Source organism: Vibrio limimangrovi, from assembly GCF_054064025.1.
Map to the genome: position 1 here is coordinate 88,931 of NZ_JBSUGF010000012.1, position 17,168 is coordinate 106,098.

Annotated in this window: 14 protein-coding genes; 9 read left to right on the plus strand and 5 right to left on the minus strand. The window is 46.8% G+C overall.

Annotation, left to right across the window (positions count from 1 at the left end):
- Positions 1-162: 162 nt before the first annotated feature.
- Positions 163-1,992, plus strand: coding sequence for a translational GTPase TypA (gene typA / locus ACWYU8_RS17045; RefSeq protein WP_457520925.1), 1,830 nt, complete (start codon positions 163-165; stop codon positions 1,990-1,992).
- Positions 1,993-2,074: 82 nt separating this feature from the next.
- Entirely contained in the window at positions 2,075-2,617 is a 543-nt protein-coding gene (locus ACWYU8_RS17050) for an AAA family ATPase (RefSeq protein WP_457520926.1), read from the plus strand.
- 35 nt (positions 2,618-2,652) lie between these two features.
- On the opposite strand, the gene ACWYU8_RS17055 is transcribed toward ACWYU8_RS17050, so the two are convergent.
- Positions 2,653-3,294, minus strand: a complete 642-nt coding sequence (locus ACWYU8_RS17055) for a DUF2959 domain-containing protein (protein ID WP_457520927.1) — start codon at positions 3,292-3,294, stop codon at positions 2,653-2,655.
- 34 nt (positions 3,295-3,328) lie between these two features.
- On the opposite strand from ACWYU8_RS17055, the gene ACWYU8_RS17060 reads away from it, so the two are divergent.
- From ACWYU8_RS17060 to ACWYU8_RS17070, 3 genes are all read left to right on the plus strand, one after another.
- Positions 3,329-4,273: a virulence factor BrkB family protein gene (locus ACWYU8_RS17060; protein ID WP_457520928.1), complete on the plus strand. Its 945-nt coding sequence runs from the start codon at positions 3,329-3,331 to the stop codon at positions 4,271-4,273.
- Complete coding sequence (dtd, locus tag ACWYU8_RS17065; protein WP_457520929.1) at positions 4,245-4,679, plus strand: D-aminoacyl-tRNA deacylase; 435 nt, start codon at positions 4,245-4,247, stop codon at positions 4,677-4,679. The genes ACWYU8_RS17060 and dtd overlap by 29 nt, the downstream gene beginning before the upstream one ends.
- Positions 4,680-4,786: 107 nt before the next feature.
- Positions 4,787-5,704, plus strand: coding sequence for a bifunctional GNAT family N-acetyltransferase/hotdog fold thioesterase (locus tag ACWYU8_RS17070; protein WP_457520930.1), 918 nt, complete (start codon positions 4,787-4,789; stop codon positions 5,702-5,704).
- Here ACWYU8_RS17070 and ACWYU8_RS17075 read toward each other — a convergent pair whose 3' ends face one another.
- The 4 genes from ACWYU8_RS17075 to hslR all read right to left on the minus strand — a co-directional run bounded on the left by ACWYU8_RS17075 (position 5,705) and on the right by hslR (position 11,178).
- On the minus strand, positions 5,705-7,774 hold the full coding sequence (locus ACWYU8_RS17075) for an AsmA family protein (RefSeq protein ID WP_457520931.1): 2,070 nt from the start codon (positions 7,772-7,774) through the stop codon (positions 5,705-5,707).
- Positions 7,775-7,919: 145 nt separating this feature from the next.
- Entirely contained in the window at positions 7,920-9,548 is a 1,629-nt protein-coding gene (gene pckA, locus ACWYU8_RS17080; RefSeq protein WP_457520932.1) for a phosphoenolpyruvate carboxykinase (ATP), read from the minus strand.
- A 336-nt stretch (positions 9,549-9,884) separates the two neighbouring features.
- Positions 9,885-10,760 (minus strand): Hsp33 family molecular chaperone HslO, encoded by an 876-nt coding sequence (gene hslO, locus ACWYU8_RS17085; RefSeq protein WP_457520933.1) that lies wholly within the window; start codon positions 10,758-10,760, stop codon positions 9,885-9,887.
- A gap of 31 nt (positions 10,761-10,791) precedes the next feature.
- Complete coding sequence (gene hslR, locus ACWYU8_RS17090; protein WP_457520934.1) at positions 10,792-11,178, minus strand: ribosome-associated heat shock protein Hsp15; 387 nt, start codon at positions 11,176-11,178, stop codon at positions 10,792-10,794.
- Between the two features lie 250 nt (positions 11,179-11,428).
- On the opposite strand from hslR, the gene gspC reads away from it, so the two are divergent.
- From gspC to gspF, 4 genes are read left to right on the plus strand one after another with little or no spacing between them, the layout of a single operon-like run.
- The gene (gene gspC, locus ACWYU8_RS17095; RefSeq protein WP_457520935.1) at positions 11,429-12,352 is read left to right on the plus strand and encodes a type II secretion system protein GspC; all 924 of its coding nucleotides are present in this window, start codon (positions 11,429-11,431) and stop codon (positions 12,350-12,352) included.
- Positions 12,353-12,388: 36 nt separating this feature from the next.
- Positions 12,389-14,410, plus strand: a complete 2,022-nt coding sequence (gene gspD / locus ACWYU8_RS17100; protein ID WP_457520936.1) for a type II secretion system secretin GspD — start codon at positions 12,389-12,391, stop codon at positions 14,408-14,410.
- Positions 14,410-15,912: a type II secretion system ATPase GspE gene (gene gspE, locus ACWYU8_RS17105; protein WP_457520937.1), complete on the plus strand. Its 1,503-nt coding sequence runs from the start codon at positions 14,410-14,412 to the stop codon at positions 15,910-15,912. The genes gspD and gspE overlap by 1 nt, the downstream gene beginning before the upstream one ends.
- A complete protein-coding gene (gspF, locus tag ACWYU8_RS17110; RefSeq protein WP_457520938.1) occupies positions 15,912-17,129 on the plus strand; it encodes a type II secretion system inner membrane protein GspF in 1,218 nt (405 codons plus the stop codon). Before gspE ends, gspF begins: the two co-directional genes overlap by 1 nt.
- The last annotated feature ends 39 nt before the right edge of the window (positions 17,130-17,168 follow it).

Here is a 17,168-nt window from a genome sequence, read left to right on the forward strand (position 1 = left end):
TTGTGAAGATAATTTGTAGAAATGCTCCGGAGAGATCACATATTTCTAGGCTTTTTGCTAAAATCTGGTACATTATGGCCGTTTTTTTAATCAGCAAATGTCACCAGAGAACATCCGTTCTCAGCTTGGGGGCATTTCATTTATCTAAGTGAATCAATATCCATGGCTACTCCACAGATTGATAAATTAAGAAATATCGCGATTATCGCGCACGTTGACCACGGTAAAACTACTCTGGTTGACAAGCTGCTACAACAATCAGGCACGCTTGAGTCTCGCGGTGAAGCTGAAGAGCGAGTCATGGACTCGAACGACATCGAGAAAGAGCGCGGTATTACTATCCTTGCTAAAAACACAGCAATTAACTGGAACGATTACCGTATCAACATCGTAGATACTCCGGGACACGCGGACTTCGGTGGTGAAGTAGAACGTATCATGTCGATGGTAGACTCTGTACTACTTATCGTTGATGCCGTTGACGGCCCAATGCCGCAAACTCGTTTCGTTACACAAAAAGCATTTGCTCACGGTCTTAAGCCAATCGTTGTAATCAACAAAATTGACCGTCCTGGTGCTCGTCCTGACTGGGTTATGGACCAAGTTTTCGACCTATTCGACAACCTGGGTGCAACCGACGAACAGTTAGACTTTAAAGTGGTTTACGCATCAGCACTAAACGGCTGGGCTGCACTAGAAGAAGGCGAAATTGGCGAGAACATGGAACCGCTATTCCAAACTATCGTTGATCAGGTAGCGGCACCAGAAGTTGATCTTGATGGTCCACTTCAGATGCAAATTTCTCAGCTAGACTACAGCTCTTACGTTGGTGTTATCGGTGTAGGCCGTGTTACTCGTGGTAGTGTTAAGGCAAACCAACAAGTAACGGTAATCGGTGCAGATGGCAAAACTCGTAACGGTAAAGTTGGCACAGTAATGGGCTACCTTGGCCTTGAGCGTCACGAGACAGATCAGGCTACAGCAGGTGACATCATCGCAATCACTGGTCTTGGTGAGCTAAAAATCTCTGACACGATTTGTGCTCAGGGTAATGTTGAAGCGCTACCAGCACTGTCTGTTGATGAACCAACAGTAACCATGACGTTCCAGGTAAATACGTCTCCATTCGCAGGTAAAGAAGGTAAGTTCGTGACTTCACGTAACATCCTTGAGCGTCTTGAGAAGGAACTGGTTCACAACGTAGCACTACGTGTAGAGCAAACAGACGATCCAGATAAATTCCGCGTATCAGGCCGTGGTGAACTTCACCTGTCTATCCTGATCGAAAACATGCGTCGTGAAGGCTTCGAGCTAGCAGTATCTCGTCCAGAAGTAATCATCAAAGAAGAAGATGGTCAGCTAATGGAACCGTTTGAAACGGTAACCATCGACGTGATGGAAGAGCACCAAGGCGGTATCATGGAAAACATCGGTATCCGTAAGGGTGAGCTGAAAGACATGTCTCCAGATGGTAAAGGCCGCGTACGTATGGACTTCGAAATGCCATCTCGTGGTCTGATCGGTTTCCAAACGGAATTCATGACACTTACTTCAGGTTCTGGTCTTCTTTACCATACGTTTGATCATTACGGCCCACACAAAGGCGGTAACATTGGTCAACGTGTGAATGGTGTACTGATCGCAAATGCGATGGGTAAAGCCCTAACCAACGCACTGTTTAACCTTCAGGAGCGTGGTCGTCTATTCATCGGTCACGGTGTAGAAGTTTACGAAGGCATGGTTATCGGTATTCACAGCCGCGACAACGACCTGACAGTAAACGCACTGAAAGGTAAGCAGTTAACTAACGTTCGTGCTTCTGGTACGGATGACGCACAGGTTCTTACTCCACCAATCAAGATGACTCTTGAGCAGGCACTAGAATTCATCGATGACGACGAGCTAGTAGAAGTAACACCTGAAAGTATTCGTATCCGTAAGAAATTCCTAACGGAAAGCGATCGTAAGCGTGCTTCACGTTCAGCGAAATAATTTGCTGTAACGGATTAGATTAAGATTAAGCCCCGGGTTGTGAAACTCGGGGCTTTTTTATATCCATAAAGGAAAGGCAGAAATGAAACCGATAGTCATTACGGGTGGCCCGGGGGCTGGCAAGACGACATTGTTAAACGCGTTAGGTGATCTGGGGTATGCCACCTTTGCCGAAAGCTCGCGCACCTTAATAGAGCAGCAAAGTCAGCTGGGTAATGGGATTTTGCCATGGAATAACCTGCCTCAGTTCGCCAGATTATGCCTTGAGCTGATGAGTGAGCAAAAGCAGCAGGCGCAGAGTCACGAGGTCGCGTTCGTCGATCGTGCGATTCCCGACATCATTGCTTACTTGCGTGTGGGCGGTTGCGACGTTGAGCCAGCGTTCATATCTCAGAGTGCTGGGTACCATAGTCAGGTGTTTACTTGTCGACCTGAAGTCGCTATTTATGAGCAGGATGAAGTGCGTCCACACAGCTTTGAAGAGGCTTTGAAAATTCATCAAACACTAGTAGAAATCTACTCTGCGCTGGGGTATCAGGTAGTGGAAGTACCTTGGGGAACGGTGACGGAAAGAGTTGAGTTTGTTCGCGGAGTTGTAGGTCTGGGTGGCGAGGTCAACTGCTAACACCCCCTACATGAGGAGGTGTTGCATTGGTAACATTACTTCTGATTCAGTTTGTTTAAGAACTTGTCTGACTCGGCAATCGCTTCGTTCATTTGCTTGATTGCGAACTGAATGTCTTTCTCTAAGTTCGAGAACTCACCCTGCAAAGACCCAATTGCACTTGCATTGAGATTGTGTTTTAAATACAAGGTGTTGTCGCGTAGCGTATTCAATACTGGTGTCATCTTTTTCTCGGCACGCTTCATTGCGCTGAGCATGGTTTTGTAAGAGGCTTTGGTTTCGCGTAGCTTCTGTTCACTGGAACGGCGCAGTGTTGCACTGGTGTACAGATCCAGCTCATCTTGCCATTCGTCAAACAGGGCATCAGAGACATCTTCAATGGCAGCGATACGATCGCGGACATCTTGAGCCGCTTTCTCACTGTCTTCATATTTGTCGTTTATGTTGTTGTAAACACTCTCCAGCTCACCACCATCAAAATTGGTCAGAGCGGACAGAGCTTCAAGAGCGCTGGTGAACTCTTCCTGAGCATCTTGTTGAGACTCTTTGGCATCTTCAACACGGTCAACCATGATGTCGCGCTTGTGGTAACCCACTTGCTCCATTGCGGAGTAATAAGCAGATTGGCACCCTGCTAAAGTAAAAATTGATAGTACAATTGCTAATAAATAAGGCATTTTTATGTCCTAGACGCTAATTATGGAATGAACTATGAACCAGTTATCAGAGAGTTACAAGGCAAGGTTGAGCAACCTACTGCCAGGTAGCGTCGCTTTTTTGAAGTATCTTCTCAAGCGCTTGGCGCACGATCGCGTAAATGTAAATGCAGGCTACCTTGCCTATATCACTTTGTTGTCAATTGTACCGATGTTAACGGTACTGTTGTCAATATTGTCGAAATTCCCCGTATTTGCGGATGTCGGGGGGGTATTGCAAGGATACATCATTGAGAACTTTGTGCCAGCTTCTGGTGAGGCTGTGCATACCGCGCTGCAAGCATTCGTTGCTAATACCGGTAAAATGAGTGCAGTGGGCGGTGCTTTTTTATTCGTTGCGGCGTTGATGCTGATTTCTAATATCGATAAGAATCTCAATTATATTTGGCGAGTCGCAGAGAAACGCCGCTTCGTTTTCTCATTCTCAATGTATTGGATGGTACTCACGCTTGGACCAATCTTAGTTGGTGCGAGTATTGCTGCGACATCTTATGTGACATCACTGCAGATCTTAGAAAATGAAACCTTATCCGGTGCATTTAATCTGTTTTTGCGCTGGTTACCTTTGTTATTGTCGTTTTCTGCCTTTTTAGGGCTGTACATTTTGGTGCCAAACAAAAAAGTGTATCTGGCTCATGGAGCCGTTGGTGCCGCGCTGGCGGCAATCTTGTTCGAGCTGAGCAAGAAAGGCTTCGCACTTTACATCACCCAGTTTCCATCCTATCAGCTGATATATGGTGCATTGGCCGCAATCCCTATCTTGTTTGTCTGGGTTTATTTGTGCTGGATGATAGTGCTGATTGGTGCTGAGGTGACGGCTGCTCTTGGTGAGCGAGAGCACTGGAGTGAAGACCTATACATGATACACTCGGTTGCAGAATCTCAGTTAGCAACGAAAGGAAGTGAGCGAAGTGATAGCTCTAATTCAACGAGTCAGTGAAGCCGCTGTCCGTGTGGATGGTGAAGTGGTGGGTGAAATCGACCAAGGTCTACTTGTCCTGTTAGGCGTCGAGAGGGACGATGATGAAGCCAAAGCAAAGCGTTTGATGGAGCGTGTGACCACTTACCGTGTGTTTGAAGACGATGAGGGTAAAATGAACCTCAACGTTCAGCAGGTGGATGGCAAGGTATTGGTTGTTTCTCAATTTACTTTGCCAGCGGATACCAAAAAAGGAACCCGTGCGGGATTTTCTCGTGGTGCGCACCCAGCAGATGCAGAACGCCTGTATGATTACTTCTCTGACTTATGTGAACAGGTATTACCTACCCAGCGTGGTCGTTTCGCCGCTGATATGAAAGTGTCATTAGTTAATGATGGCCCAGTGACATTCTGGTTACAGGTCTGATCTGATAACGCAATAGCAATAGTCTAAGCTTTAATTCCAAGCTTATGGAATTAGCTTGGAGTTCGTTTATCTGACATTTATTTGTTTTGTTCTTTCAAAGGATTGATATGTTCAAACTCATTACTCCAAAAACCGAAAACCAGCTTAATAAGTATTATCAGTTTCGCTGGCAGATGTTGCGTGAGCCATGGCGAATGCCGATGGGTTCAGAACGCGATGAATATGATGGTATGAGCCACCATCGCATGATAGTCGATGGCCGTGGCCGACCAATGGCGATTGGACGTTTGTATATTACCCCAGATAACGATGGCCAGATTCGTTATATGGCGGTGAAGAGCAATCGTCGTGGTAAAGGGATGGGTTCGCTAGTTCTGGTGGCACTGGAATCTCTTGCACGCCAGGAAGGTGCGAAACGTTTGGTATGTAATGCCCGTGAAGATGCGATTGCATTCTATGAGAAAAGTGGTTTTGAGCGTCGTGGTGAGCTCACCGATGAGCGTGGTCCGGTTCGTCACCAGCAAATGGTCAAGCGCTTGGACCCGATGGCGAATGTTTTGCGCCGTCCAGACTGGTGTACTGAGCTTCAGAAACGATGGGAGCAGCAGATCCCAATCAGCGACAAGATGGGGATTAAAATCAATCAGTACACAGGCTATCAGTTTGAATGTTCTGCTCAGCTGAATCCTAACCTCAACCCTCACAACACCATGTTTGCTGGTTCTGCTTTTACGTTGGCAACACTGACCGGGTGGGGGATGACCTGGTTGCTGCTCAAAGAGCGCGGTCTGCATGGCGATATTGTTCTGGCTGACAGTACGATTCGTTACCGTCAGCCTGTGGAGCAAAATCCAGTTGCCAGTACTTCGCTTGATGGGATCAGTGGCGATTTGGATCGCCTTGCGTCAGGGCGTAAGGCTCGCATCGTTATTCATGTTGTCATTTACAGCGGTGATACACCAGCCGTCGATTTTGTCGGAACCTATATGCTGTTACCGAACTATTCGAAATTACTCCGCTGCTAGCTATTCATCGGCAGTAAGTAACGCTTCATCGACAGCAACATCCTCTGCCGTTGGTTCATCTTCTTCGATCACTTCTTCAACGGTCTCTTCTTCCTGCAGCTCAATGTTGATCTCTGAAATTGGGGCTGCAGGTTCGGTTTCTTGCTGAGCTTGCTTTGGCGTGTCAGGGTTGCTTGTTGCGTTTTCAGTTTCACTGGTTGCTGGTTTGATGCACTCATTCAACATCAATTCCTGACTGAGAATGTCTCCTTTGATTACTCCACATCGCTCTTGAAGTTGATATTCCAGACCACTTAACGGGTTGTTTGCCATATCAAAAGCGCCAGATATTTTTCCTTGAATCGCATTGCCCGAAATGGTGATTGGCTGAATCGTGACTTCCCCGCGATTTGCCTGTAGTCGAAGTGGGGACAAGGTGATGGATTTAAGTGATTGGTCGGCTTGTGAGCGTAGTGTGGTTTTACGCAGATTGGCTTCGACATTCCCAGTTAAACTGTAAGCTAACATATTATGGTCGCCAGCCAGTCCTTGTAGATCAAGGTTAAGGTCGGATAAACCGTCCACGGCCAGCGCCTCCGGGAGATATGAGTGGAATAACAGCAGGGGAATGCCATCCGCACTTAAGTTCAGTGACCATGGCTGGCTGGTGGTACTGACGTCTATTTGTCCGTAGCCTTCGATATAGCCTTGTTCTAATGGTGCAAACAAACGGGTCAGCTCCCAAAGACCATTCTCGCTTTGAGTCGAAAATGCGGCATGCGATGAAAGCACCTGATTGTAACTGGCGTTAACGACGCTTGCGTCAAGCTTGCCATTCCAAACGCTCCAAAGTGTCCCAAAGCGCTTGAGTTCAAGTTGACGTCCCTCTAGGTTCAGACCTGATAGCTGCCAGTATGGCTCCTGAGCCAATTGAATGATTTGGCTGTGCTCAATATCAAGTTGCGCGATATCGACTTCTTTCAATTCCTTGGTCGCTGCCTTCCACCAATCCGTACTCTCATTTGGCTGTATCGCCCATTTCAACCCCTGAACTGAGGCGTCCTCCAACTGCCATTTTGTTGGTTGGAACTGGCCAGATAATTGAACACGGCCTTGCTGCCAATCAAGATAGAGTTCTTTAAGCTCAATCCGTTGTGGAGTTAACGTCGCGTTTAAACGTGGCTCTATCGCTGTCTGCTGCTGGAACCGGACACTGTCGGCCTGCAGAGAAACCAGTGCTTTTGATTGCCACAGCGAGAAAGGAAAGTCAGCGTTTTCGACCGAAAGATCCAAGTTCTGCCAGTGCCATTCCCCCCACTCGATATCAGAGTTAAGTAAATCTAAGCTATTAATATGGCTGATTTTAAATGGAATATCTTGCCACGGTTTAGCCAGCATTGATTGCAGCTGTGTATTGTTCATTTTTAGTTTGTCTAGGGTGACATTCACCAAAGACCAACCTTGAGGGTATTGCTCACCCTGTCCAGAGACCTGGCCTCCTCGCCACTTGAAGGATGAGCCATACAGCGTGCTGTCTTCTGGTCGATAATTCAGATCAATCAGAACGTCATCGAATGCCTCACCATTCCAGTATATTTGAGTCGCAGAAAGCTGTATCTCACCATACGGCAGCAGATGTTCAGTGTTTTGCCAGTTTGGCGACTGGATTTGTAGGTTTAATCCATTAATGACAAGTTGGTTATTGGCATAATCGAGGTTCTTAACCGCGATTTGGTGGAACTGAACCGTATCGAGAGGGGGTAACTCAGGCAGAGCTTTTCGCAAGTTCACGCCATCAAGTAGCAAGCTATCCACAATCCATAGCCCGTCACGACGAATATCGGGGTTCAGCCACAAATCGATTTGTGCAATGTCGTTGAGCTGCGCACTTTCTATGCTGATCCCCTGAGCTTTAATGTGGTAAGGAAAATCGTAGTACACCTTTTCTGCTTTGATTGGCAGATTAAGATGCTCGGAAAGAAAGGCCCAGGTTTGGTTGGCGTAGGAGGTGGTGAGCAGCGCAACAACGGCCGCCGGAATGGCAATCAGTAAAACAAGTAACAGAATTAGAATTCGAAGCGCTGTTTTCATCCTTGCCAGAACCTATATGAAAGTATGGAAGCCAGGCTTTAGCTTGTATCAATCTGCAGAGGGTTTCAATAAAAAGCCCCTCAAATGAGGGGCTTGTAGGATATTTTGGTAACTAAGTCACCTTCAACTCAACCTTCGTCTGGCATTAGTCAAGCTGCGGGCCAGCAGAAACCAGAGATTTACCTTCTGCGTTGTCGGTGTACTTATCAAAGTTTTTGATAAAGCGTTCTGCTAGATCTTTTGCTTTGCTTTCCCATTGTAGTGGGTCAGTGTAAGTTTCACGCGGATCCAGAATGCCTGAATCAACACCCGGTAATGAAGTTGGTACTTCAAGGTTGAAGATTGGAATGTGCTTGGTTGGTGCATCTTCAATCGAGCCATCCAGGATCGAATCGATGATGCCACGCGTATCTTGAATCGAGATACGTTTACCTGTGCCGTTCCAGCCAGTATTCACCAAGTAAGCCTGAGCACCAGCTGCTTCTACACGTTTAACCAGTACTTCCGCGTACTTGGTTGGGTGCAGAGTCAGGAACGCTGCGCCAAAACATGCCGAGAAGGTAGGTGTTGGCTCGGTAATACCACGCTCAGTACCGGCTAACTTGGCAGTAAAGCCAGACAGGAAGTGGTACTTAGTTTGCTCTGGAGTCAGTTTAGACACTGGAGGAAGAACGCCAAACGCATCTGCTGAAAGGAAGATCACTTTATTCGCATGACCGCCTTTGGAGACAGGCTTCACAATGTTGTCGATGTGGTAAAGCGGGTAAGACACACGAGTGTTCTCAGTCTTAGAGCCATCATCAAAGTCGATAGAGCCATCGTCACGAATGGTGACATTTTCTAACAATGCATCGCGACGGATTGCGTTGTAGATATCTGGCTCAGCTTCTTTTGACAGTTTGATGGTCTTCGCGTAGCAGCCGCCTTCGAAGTTAAACACACCGTCATCATCCCAGCCGTGCTCATCATCACCGATCAGTTCACGTTTAGGATCGGTAGAAAGGGTAGTTTTACCCGTACCTGACAAGCCGAAGAAAATCGCGACGTCGCCATCTTTACCCATGTTCGCACTACAGTGCATTGATGCGATGTCTTGAAGAGGAAGGAAGTAGTTCATCATTGCGAACATGCCTTTCTTCATCTCACCGCCGTACCATGTGCCACCGATAAGTTGCATGCGTTCAGTCAGGTTGAACACAGTGAAGTTTTCAGAGTTAAGACCTTGTTCTTCCCATTTCGGGTTGGTGCATTTCGCACCGTTCATCACCACAAAGTCTGGCTCAAACGAGGCTAGCTCTTCTTCTGTTGGGCGGATGAACATGTTTTTAACGAAGTGAGCTTGCCATGCAACTTCAGTAATAACACGAATACTCAGGCGTGTATCAGGGTTAGCACCACAGTAACCATCAATTACAAACAGACGTTTACCTGACAGTTGGTTTGTTACCAGCTCTTTCAGCTCGTTCCAGACCTCTTGATTGATTGGCTTATTGTCATTTTTTACCGAGTCAGAAGTCCACCACATGTTTTCTTCTGTCGTTGCATCTTTAACGATGTATTTATCTTTTGGTGAGCGACCAGTAAAGATGCCTGTATCAACAGCAACTGAACCTAATTCAGTAACCACACCGCGCTCGTAACCGGTTAGTCCTTCACGCGTTTCTTCTTCAAACAGCACTTCGTAGCTCGGGTTACGGATAACCTCTTCTACGTTGTGCAGTCCATGTTTGGTTAAATCAAGTGTTGCAGCCTTAGTATGTTCCATAACGGTCATAGGTGCTCCTTATAAGGATTTTGTAGGGATTTTGTAAGAATGTTTTTAATTGTTATCTGCTCACCATGCTAGCAACGGGGTGGGGAGAAAACAGGGAGATAGTTCAAAAAATGCCCATGTTTTCAACGGGGTTTTAGGTGACCCGTCACATATTGGTCCGAATAGTTTATCGTGTGCGTAATCCATTAAGCTAGGGCAAAAGGATTATTAATCACTTAAAATTAAGAGGTTATTTTATTACGCAGAAATTAAGGTGTTACGGGGATCGGATCACAAAAAGGCCAGCATGAGCTGGCCTTTTGAAGGGAAAATTACGTGCTTGATAAGCTGCAAAAATTAATGCAGTGTTTTATTTCCAGAAGAAGCTTGCGTATAGAGCTCGGCAACTTGTGATTCATCAAATGTATAAGTTGTGCCGCAGTAGTCACAATGTAAAGACACCGAACCTTCCTCGGCCAAAATGTCATAAATTTCGGCTTGTTCAACCGAGATAATTGCCGCGCCGCTACGCTCACGAGAACAGCCGCACAGGAACGAAACAGGCTGAGGCTCGTAAAGACGCACTTTGTCCTGATTGTACAGGCGGTAAAGTAGCTCATTGGCTTCTAAACTGAATAACTCTTCGTCTTTTACTGTGTCTGTCAGTTGTTCCAGATGTTCAAAGTCATCTGGAGAGCCGGTACCGTCAGGCATAACCTGAATGAGCATACCTGCTGCATGTGGTTTACCGCCGAATTCACCTGTGCGGATCCAAAGGCGAGTTTTTAGCTGCTCAGAATTCGCGAAGTAACCTTCCAGTACTTCCGCCAGATTATCACCTTCTAAGCCAACCACGCCTTGGTAACGTTCGCCGATTTTCGGTTCAATGGTAATCACCATATGACCTTTGCCCATCATATCGTGTAGGCTCGCGTCATCAGCGATATCGCCTTCCCAGCGCGCCACGCCACGAATTCTCTGTTTATGGTCACCATTAATAACCGCAAGAGAAACAGGACCGTCGCCTTGAATCTGAATAGTGATTGAGCCTTCGAACTTAAGGGTTGCGGTTAAAAGTGTGGTTGATACGAGTAGCTCGCCCAACAGTTTTTGTACTGCTGCCGGATATTCCTTGCTGGAGATAATACGCTGGTACGCTTCATCCAATTGTACCAACTCGCCACGAACTGAAAGATCTTCAAATAGGTAGCGGTTTAAAACATTATTTGCCATGGAGTGATTTCCTCGTTGGTATTTCCGGCTTTTATTGGTTTTTGAACTTAATGATATCTCGGCGCTGCTTTTTATCTGGGCGGCGTTCCGGACTTGGGTTGTGGGCATTAAGTTTACGTTGTGTCGCGTGTTCCTCACGTTTCGCTATACTTTCATTAGTTTCACGATACAGGGTCTGTGCGATTGGTGCGCCTTTACGTTGATCAGAGATTATCTCGATGATGACCGTTTTTTCTTCGTTGCCTTGACGAAGTCTTACTTCAGCGCCCAATTCAACGATTTTACTCGGCTTTGTTCGTTGACCATTATAGTGGACTTTACCGCCATCGACCATGTTACGAGCGATAGAGCGGGTTTTATAAAATCTTGCGGCCCAAAGCCATTTATCTAGCCTGACGGCTTCATTTAGGGAACTCATACACAGCTACGCTATCTAACCACTGCCTTTTTTGGCAATGAGTGATGGATTATTCACCTTCAAATGGAGTCAAGGTCTATTTTTTTCAAGGTAGTTGGCAAAAACCGAAGAAGAAAAAGGTAAGCAATATTGGTTATGGTATAGTTTGCTGCTATTTGTTTAATAGTAATTTTACTGTCATTTTAGCAAGATAGAGTCGATGTTTTTTTATAGCTGGTTCGACCTACATCGAAAGAAAGGAATCAATTTAGTGAAGCGAATAGAGCTGAGTGCTGGATTATCAAGCAGCCCGCTACTGGCTCAGATGAAATCCAACAACCTCGCGATTCAAACCAAGCTTAGTTTGCTGTTTACTTGCTTATTTATTGCGCTAACTGGGTGGGTGCTCGCGAAGATCGTGTGGTTAGCGATACCTCAATCGTCTGATGTGACTTCTTGGAAGCCATCAGCAAGTAATGCTATTGCCAGCAATAAAAATGACGCCATTGATTTTAATGCCCTTCAGAATGCACACTTATTTGGTCAGTTCACAGAACAAAAACCAGTCATCATCGAACAACCAGTTGTTAAAGACGCACCGAAAACTCGACTAAACTTAACTCTCGTGGGGGCAGTGGCTAGCAACCAGGCGCAAACCAGCTTAGCGGTTATTGCAAATAGTGGTAAGCAAGCGACCTATGGCATTGGTGAAGAGATCGAAGGTACCCGTGCAACGCTTAAGGCGGTGTTAGTGGATCGCGTGATCATCGAGAACCAAGGCCGTGACGAAACCCTCATGATGCAAGGGATTGAGTATAACAAGCTATCTGAATCACCGCAGGCGAGACGTTCTCCGCCTGCTCAGCAAGCTGCGGCGTCAGCCCCAAGCGATAAACTAGAACAAATTCGTGAAGAGATTTCTCAAGATCCTAAGAGCGTCTTTAAATACATCAGCATTTCGCCAGTGAAAAATGGTGATGACATTGTGGGCTATCGAGTCGCTCCGGGTCGTGATGCGGCACTGTTTAATGATGTGGGCTTAGAGGCTGGAGATATCGCAGTGCAGCTAAATGGGATCGATTTAAGCGATCCGGCATCTTCAGCAGAAGTGATGCAAGTAATGAGCGATCCGCAAGAGCTGAATTTGACTGTTGAGCGTGATGGTCAACAGTACGAGATCTATATCCAATTATAATACTTAGGCTATCAGCGTAAGTGTAGGGAGACATACGTGAAACATTGGTTAAGCAAAAGTGCTTGGTTATTGGCCGGGAGCCTACTTTGCGCTCCGGGTGCGATAGCAAACGAATTTAGTGCCAGCTTTAAAGGCACAGATATTCAAGAATTTATCAACATAGTTGGTCGCAACTTAGAAAAGACCATTATCGTTGACCCTTCGGTGCGCGGAAAAATCGACGTCCGTAGTTATGACGTGCTGAATGAAGAGCAATATTACAGCTTTTTCCTTAACGTACTGGAAGTGTATGGCTATGCCGTCGTAGAAATGGACAATGGCGTACTCAAAGTTATTAAAGCAAAAGACTCAAAGACTTCTGCCATTCCCGTTTTAGGTGATAGTAGCGCGCAAGGCGATAGCGTGATCACCCGAGTCGTAGCTGTACGTAATGTATCGGTACGTGAATTATCTCCATTGTTGCGTCAGTTGATTGATAATGCTGGTGCGGGCAACGTGGTTCATTATGATCCGGCTAACATCATTCTGATTACCGGCCGTGCTGCAGTCGTTAATCGTCTGGCTGAGATCATTAAACGCGTTGACCAGGCCGGTGATAAAGACATTGAGCTGGTCGAACTGCGTAATGCTTCTGCTGCCGAGATGGTGCGTATTGTTGAAGCATTAAATAAAAGCACTAACCAGAAAAGCACCCCGGAGTTCCTTGAGCCTAAAATCGTTGCGGATGAGCGTACCAATGCGATCCTGATTTCGGGCGACCCTAAAGTGCGTGCACGCCTGAAGCGCCTCATCCGCCAGTTAGATGTTGAGATGGCGAGCAAAGGTAATAACCGTGTGGTTTACCTGAAATACGCCAAAGCGGAAGACTTAGTTGAGGTACTTAAAGGGGTGTCTGACAACCTGCAAGCTGAAAAACAAGCGGGTCAGGGGCAAAGAGCCACCTCACAGCGCGGTGAAGTCGTCATAGCCGCTCACCCAGCAACTAACGCGCTTGTTCTGACAGCGCCGCCAGACATTATGCTTGCGTTACAAGATGTCATCGCTCAGTTGGATATTCGTCGTGCACAAGTACTGATCGAAGCCCTGATTGTCGAAATGTCGGAAGGCGATGGTATTAACCTGGGCGTTCAATGGGGCTCTCTGGAATCTGGTGCGGTGATTCAGTACGGTTCTGGTGCGCAAATCGGCGAAGTGATGGTTGGTCTGGAAGAAGCGAAAAACACGACTCAAACAGAAAGCTATTGGGATAGTGATTCCAGCAGCTGGCAAACCCGTGAATATACAGAAGAAGGTGATTATTCAACCCTCGCTTCTGCGCTTAGCGGCGTTAATGGCGCTGCGGTGAGTATCATCATGGGTGACTGGACCGCATTAATTAATGCTGTGGCGACGGACTCTAACTCAAACATCCTTTCTTCTCCGAGCATCACTGTCATGGATAATGGTGAAGCATCATTCATTGTTGGTGAGGAAGTTCCGGTTATTACAGGCTCGACTGCGGGTTCAAACAACGATAACCCTTTCCAGACCGTTGATCGTAAAGAAGTAGGTATCAAGCTGAAAGTCGTACCGCAAATCAACGAAGGCGACTCAGTACAGTTGACCATAGAGCAAGAAGTATCGAACGTGTTGGGCGCCAATGGTGCGGTCGATGTGCGCTTTGCTAAGCGTCAGCTAAATACGTCAGTTATGGTTCAAGATGGCCAGATGCTGGTTCTTGGTGGATTGGTTGATGAGCGCGCTTTAGAAAGTGAAGCTAAAGTTCCACTTCTGGGTGATATCCCAGTTTTGGGGCACTTGTTTAAGTCAACCAGTACCCAAACGGAAAAACGTAATCTAATGGTGTTCATTAAGCCAACCATTATTCGTGATGGTATGACAGCAGACGGCATTACTCAGCGTAAATACAACTTTATCCGTGCAGAACAATTGTACAAAGCGGAGCAGGGTTTGAAGCTGATGCCTGATGATAAGATTCCGTTGATGCCAGAGTATGGACAAGATCGCGAGCATCCTGCTGAGATCCAGGCATTTATTGAACAAATGAGAGTGAACTAATGGTAGATATGTTAGACACAACGCCAAGTATGCGTCGTCTGCCATTCAGTTTTGCCAATCGCTTTAAACTGGTGCTGGAGACAGAGCATCCAGAACGTCCTCCTATTCTGTATTACGTTGAGCCGCTAAACCCTGCGGCTCTTGTGGAGGTTCGCCGTGTCCTGAAACAAAGTTTCGTGCCACAATCCATCGATCAAGAATCGTTCGATAAAAAGCTGACGGAAGCCTATCAACGAGACTCTTCTGAAGCTCGTCAGTTGATGGAGGACATCGGTGCAGACAGCGATGACTTCTTCTCACTTGCGGAAGAATTGCCTCATGATGAGGACTTGCTGGAGTCAGAAGATGATGCGCCAATCATTAAATTGATTAATGCGATGTTGGGTGAGGCGATCAAAGAAGGCGCATCCGATATTCATATTGAAACGTTTGAGAAAAAGCTTTCTATTCGTTTCCGAGTTGATGGTGTGCTGCGTGAAGTGCTCACACCTAGCCGAAAACTGTCCCCGCTTTTAGTGTCCCGTGTCAAAGTCATGGCCAAGCTGGATATTGCAGAAAAACGTGTCCCGCAAGATGGTCGTATTTCTCTGCGTATCGGTGGCCGTGCAGTCGATGTTCGTGTCTCGACCATGCCGTCTTCTCACGGAGAGCGTGTGGTAATGCGTCTACTTGACAAAAACGCCACCCGCCTGGATTTGCACAGTTTGGGGATGACCTCTTCTGTGCATGACAACTTCCGTCACCTTATCCAACGTCCACACGGGATTATCCTGGTGACTGGCCCGACAGGCTCTGGTAAGTCGACGACCCTTTACGCTGGCCTGCAAGAAATCAACAGTAATGAGCGCAATATCCTAACGGTTGAAGATCCGATCGAATTTGATATCGATGGCATCGGTCAGACTCAGGTGAATACTAAAGTCGACATGACATTTGCGCGCGGTTTGCGTGCTATTTTGCGTCAGGATCCAGATGTCGTGATGGTCGGTGAGATTCGGGACCTGGAGACGGCACAAATTGCAGTGCAGGCGTCGCTGACTGGTCACTTAGTGATGTCGACTCTCCACACCAACACTGCCGTCGGTGCGATTACCCGTCTGCGTGATATGGGTATTGAGCCATTTTTGATTTCATCATCACTCCTCGGCGTACTAGCACAGCGCTTGGTGCGTACGCTTTGTCCGGATTGTAAAGAGCCTTATGAAGCCGATTCTGAGCAGAAGAAGTTATTTGGTTTGGCTGAGCATGAATCCTTAGTTTTGCATCGTGCTAAAGGCTGTGATGCGTGTAATCAAAAAGGTTATCGTGGCCGGACTGGTATACACGAGCTGGTTTTGGTGGATGAGAAAGTTCAGGAATTGATTCATAAAGAAGCGGGTGAGCTCGAAATTGAGCGCGTGGTTCGTGATCATACTCCATGCATTCGTAGTGATGGCCTAAGCAAAGTACGTCGTGGTATTACGTCACTGGAAGAAGTGATGCGAGTGACGAAGGAAGCGTAATGGCGGCATTTGATTACAAAGCGCTGGATGCAAAAGGTAGACAAAAGAAAGGCACCATAGAAGGGGACAACGCACGTCAGGTGCGCCAACGCCTGAAAGAGCAGGGAATGATCCCTGTAGAGGTGATGGAAACCAAGGCTAAAGCCGCCAAATCTTCTGGATCGGTTGGTTTCAAGCGAGGCATCAAAACGGCTGAATTGGCTCTGATCACCCGTCAGTTGTCGACACTGGTGCAATCGGGCATGCCACTGGAAGAGTGTTTAAGAGCCGTATCTGAGCAGGCGGACAAGCCACGAATTCGTTCGATGATTGCTTCTGTGCGTTCAAAAGTAACGGAAGGTTATCCTCTGGCCGACAGCTTAGGGGACTATCCTCATGTGTTTGATGAATTGTATCGCTCAATGGTTGCTGCGGGCGAAAAGTCTGGCCATTTAGATTCTGTACTGGAGCGTTTGGCTGACTACGTCGAAAACCGTCAGAAGATGCGTTCTAAACTGTTACAGGCGATGATTTATCCTGTCGTTCTGGTGGTTTTTGCTGTTGCTATCGTTTCATTTCTGCTGGCGACCGTCGTACCGAAAATCATTGAACCTATTATACAGATGGGGCAAGAGCTGCCTCAGTCCACACGAGTTCTGCTTGCGGCCAGTGAGTTTGTGCAAGAGTGGGGATTAATTATCGTTGCTGTGGTGGTCGTGTGTTTTTACGGCCTTAAAATGGCATTGCAAAATCCCGATTTTCGCCTGTCATGGGATAAAAAAATCCTCAACCTGCCGCTATTAGGCAAGATCTCTAAAGGTCTGAATACCGCGCGTTTTGCGCGAACGCTGTCAATATGTACTTCAAGTGCGATCCCGATCCTGGAAGGAATGCGAGTCGCGGTTGATGTTATGTCTAACCGCTATGTGAAACAGCAAGTACTGGTGGCAGCGGAAAACGTGCGTGAAGGCTCCAGTCTGCGTAAAGCGCTTGATCAAACACAATTATTTCCGCCAATGATGCTGCATATGATTGCCAGTGGTGAGCAGAGTGGTGAGCTGGAAAGCATGCTGACTCGTGCTGCGGATAACCAAGACCAGAATTTTGAATCAACAGTCAACATTGCTCTGGGTATTTTTACTCCGGTCTTAATTGCATTGATGGCTGGTCTAGTGCTCTTTATTGTTATGGCGACCTTGATGCCAATGCTAGAAATGAATAACTTGATGAGCGGATAATATTCGGGTTAAGGGATGTCTACTAAAGGTATCCCTTGA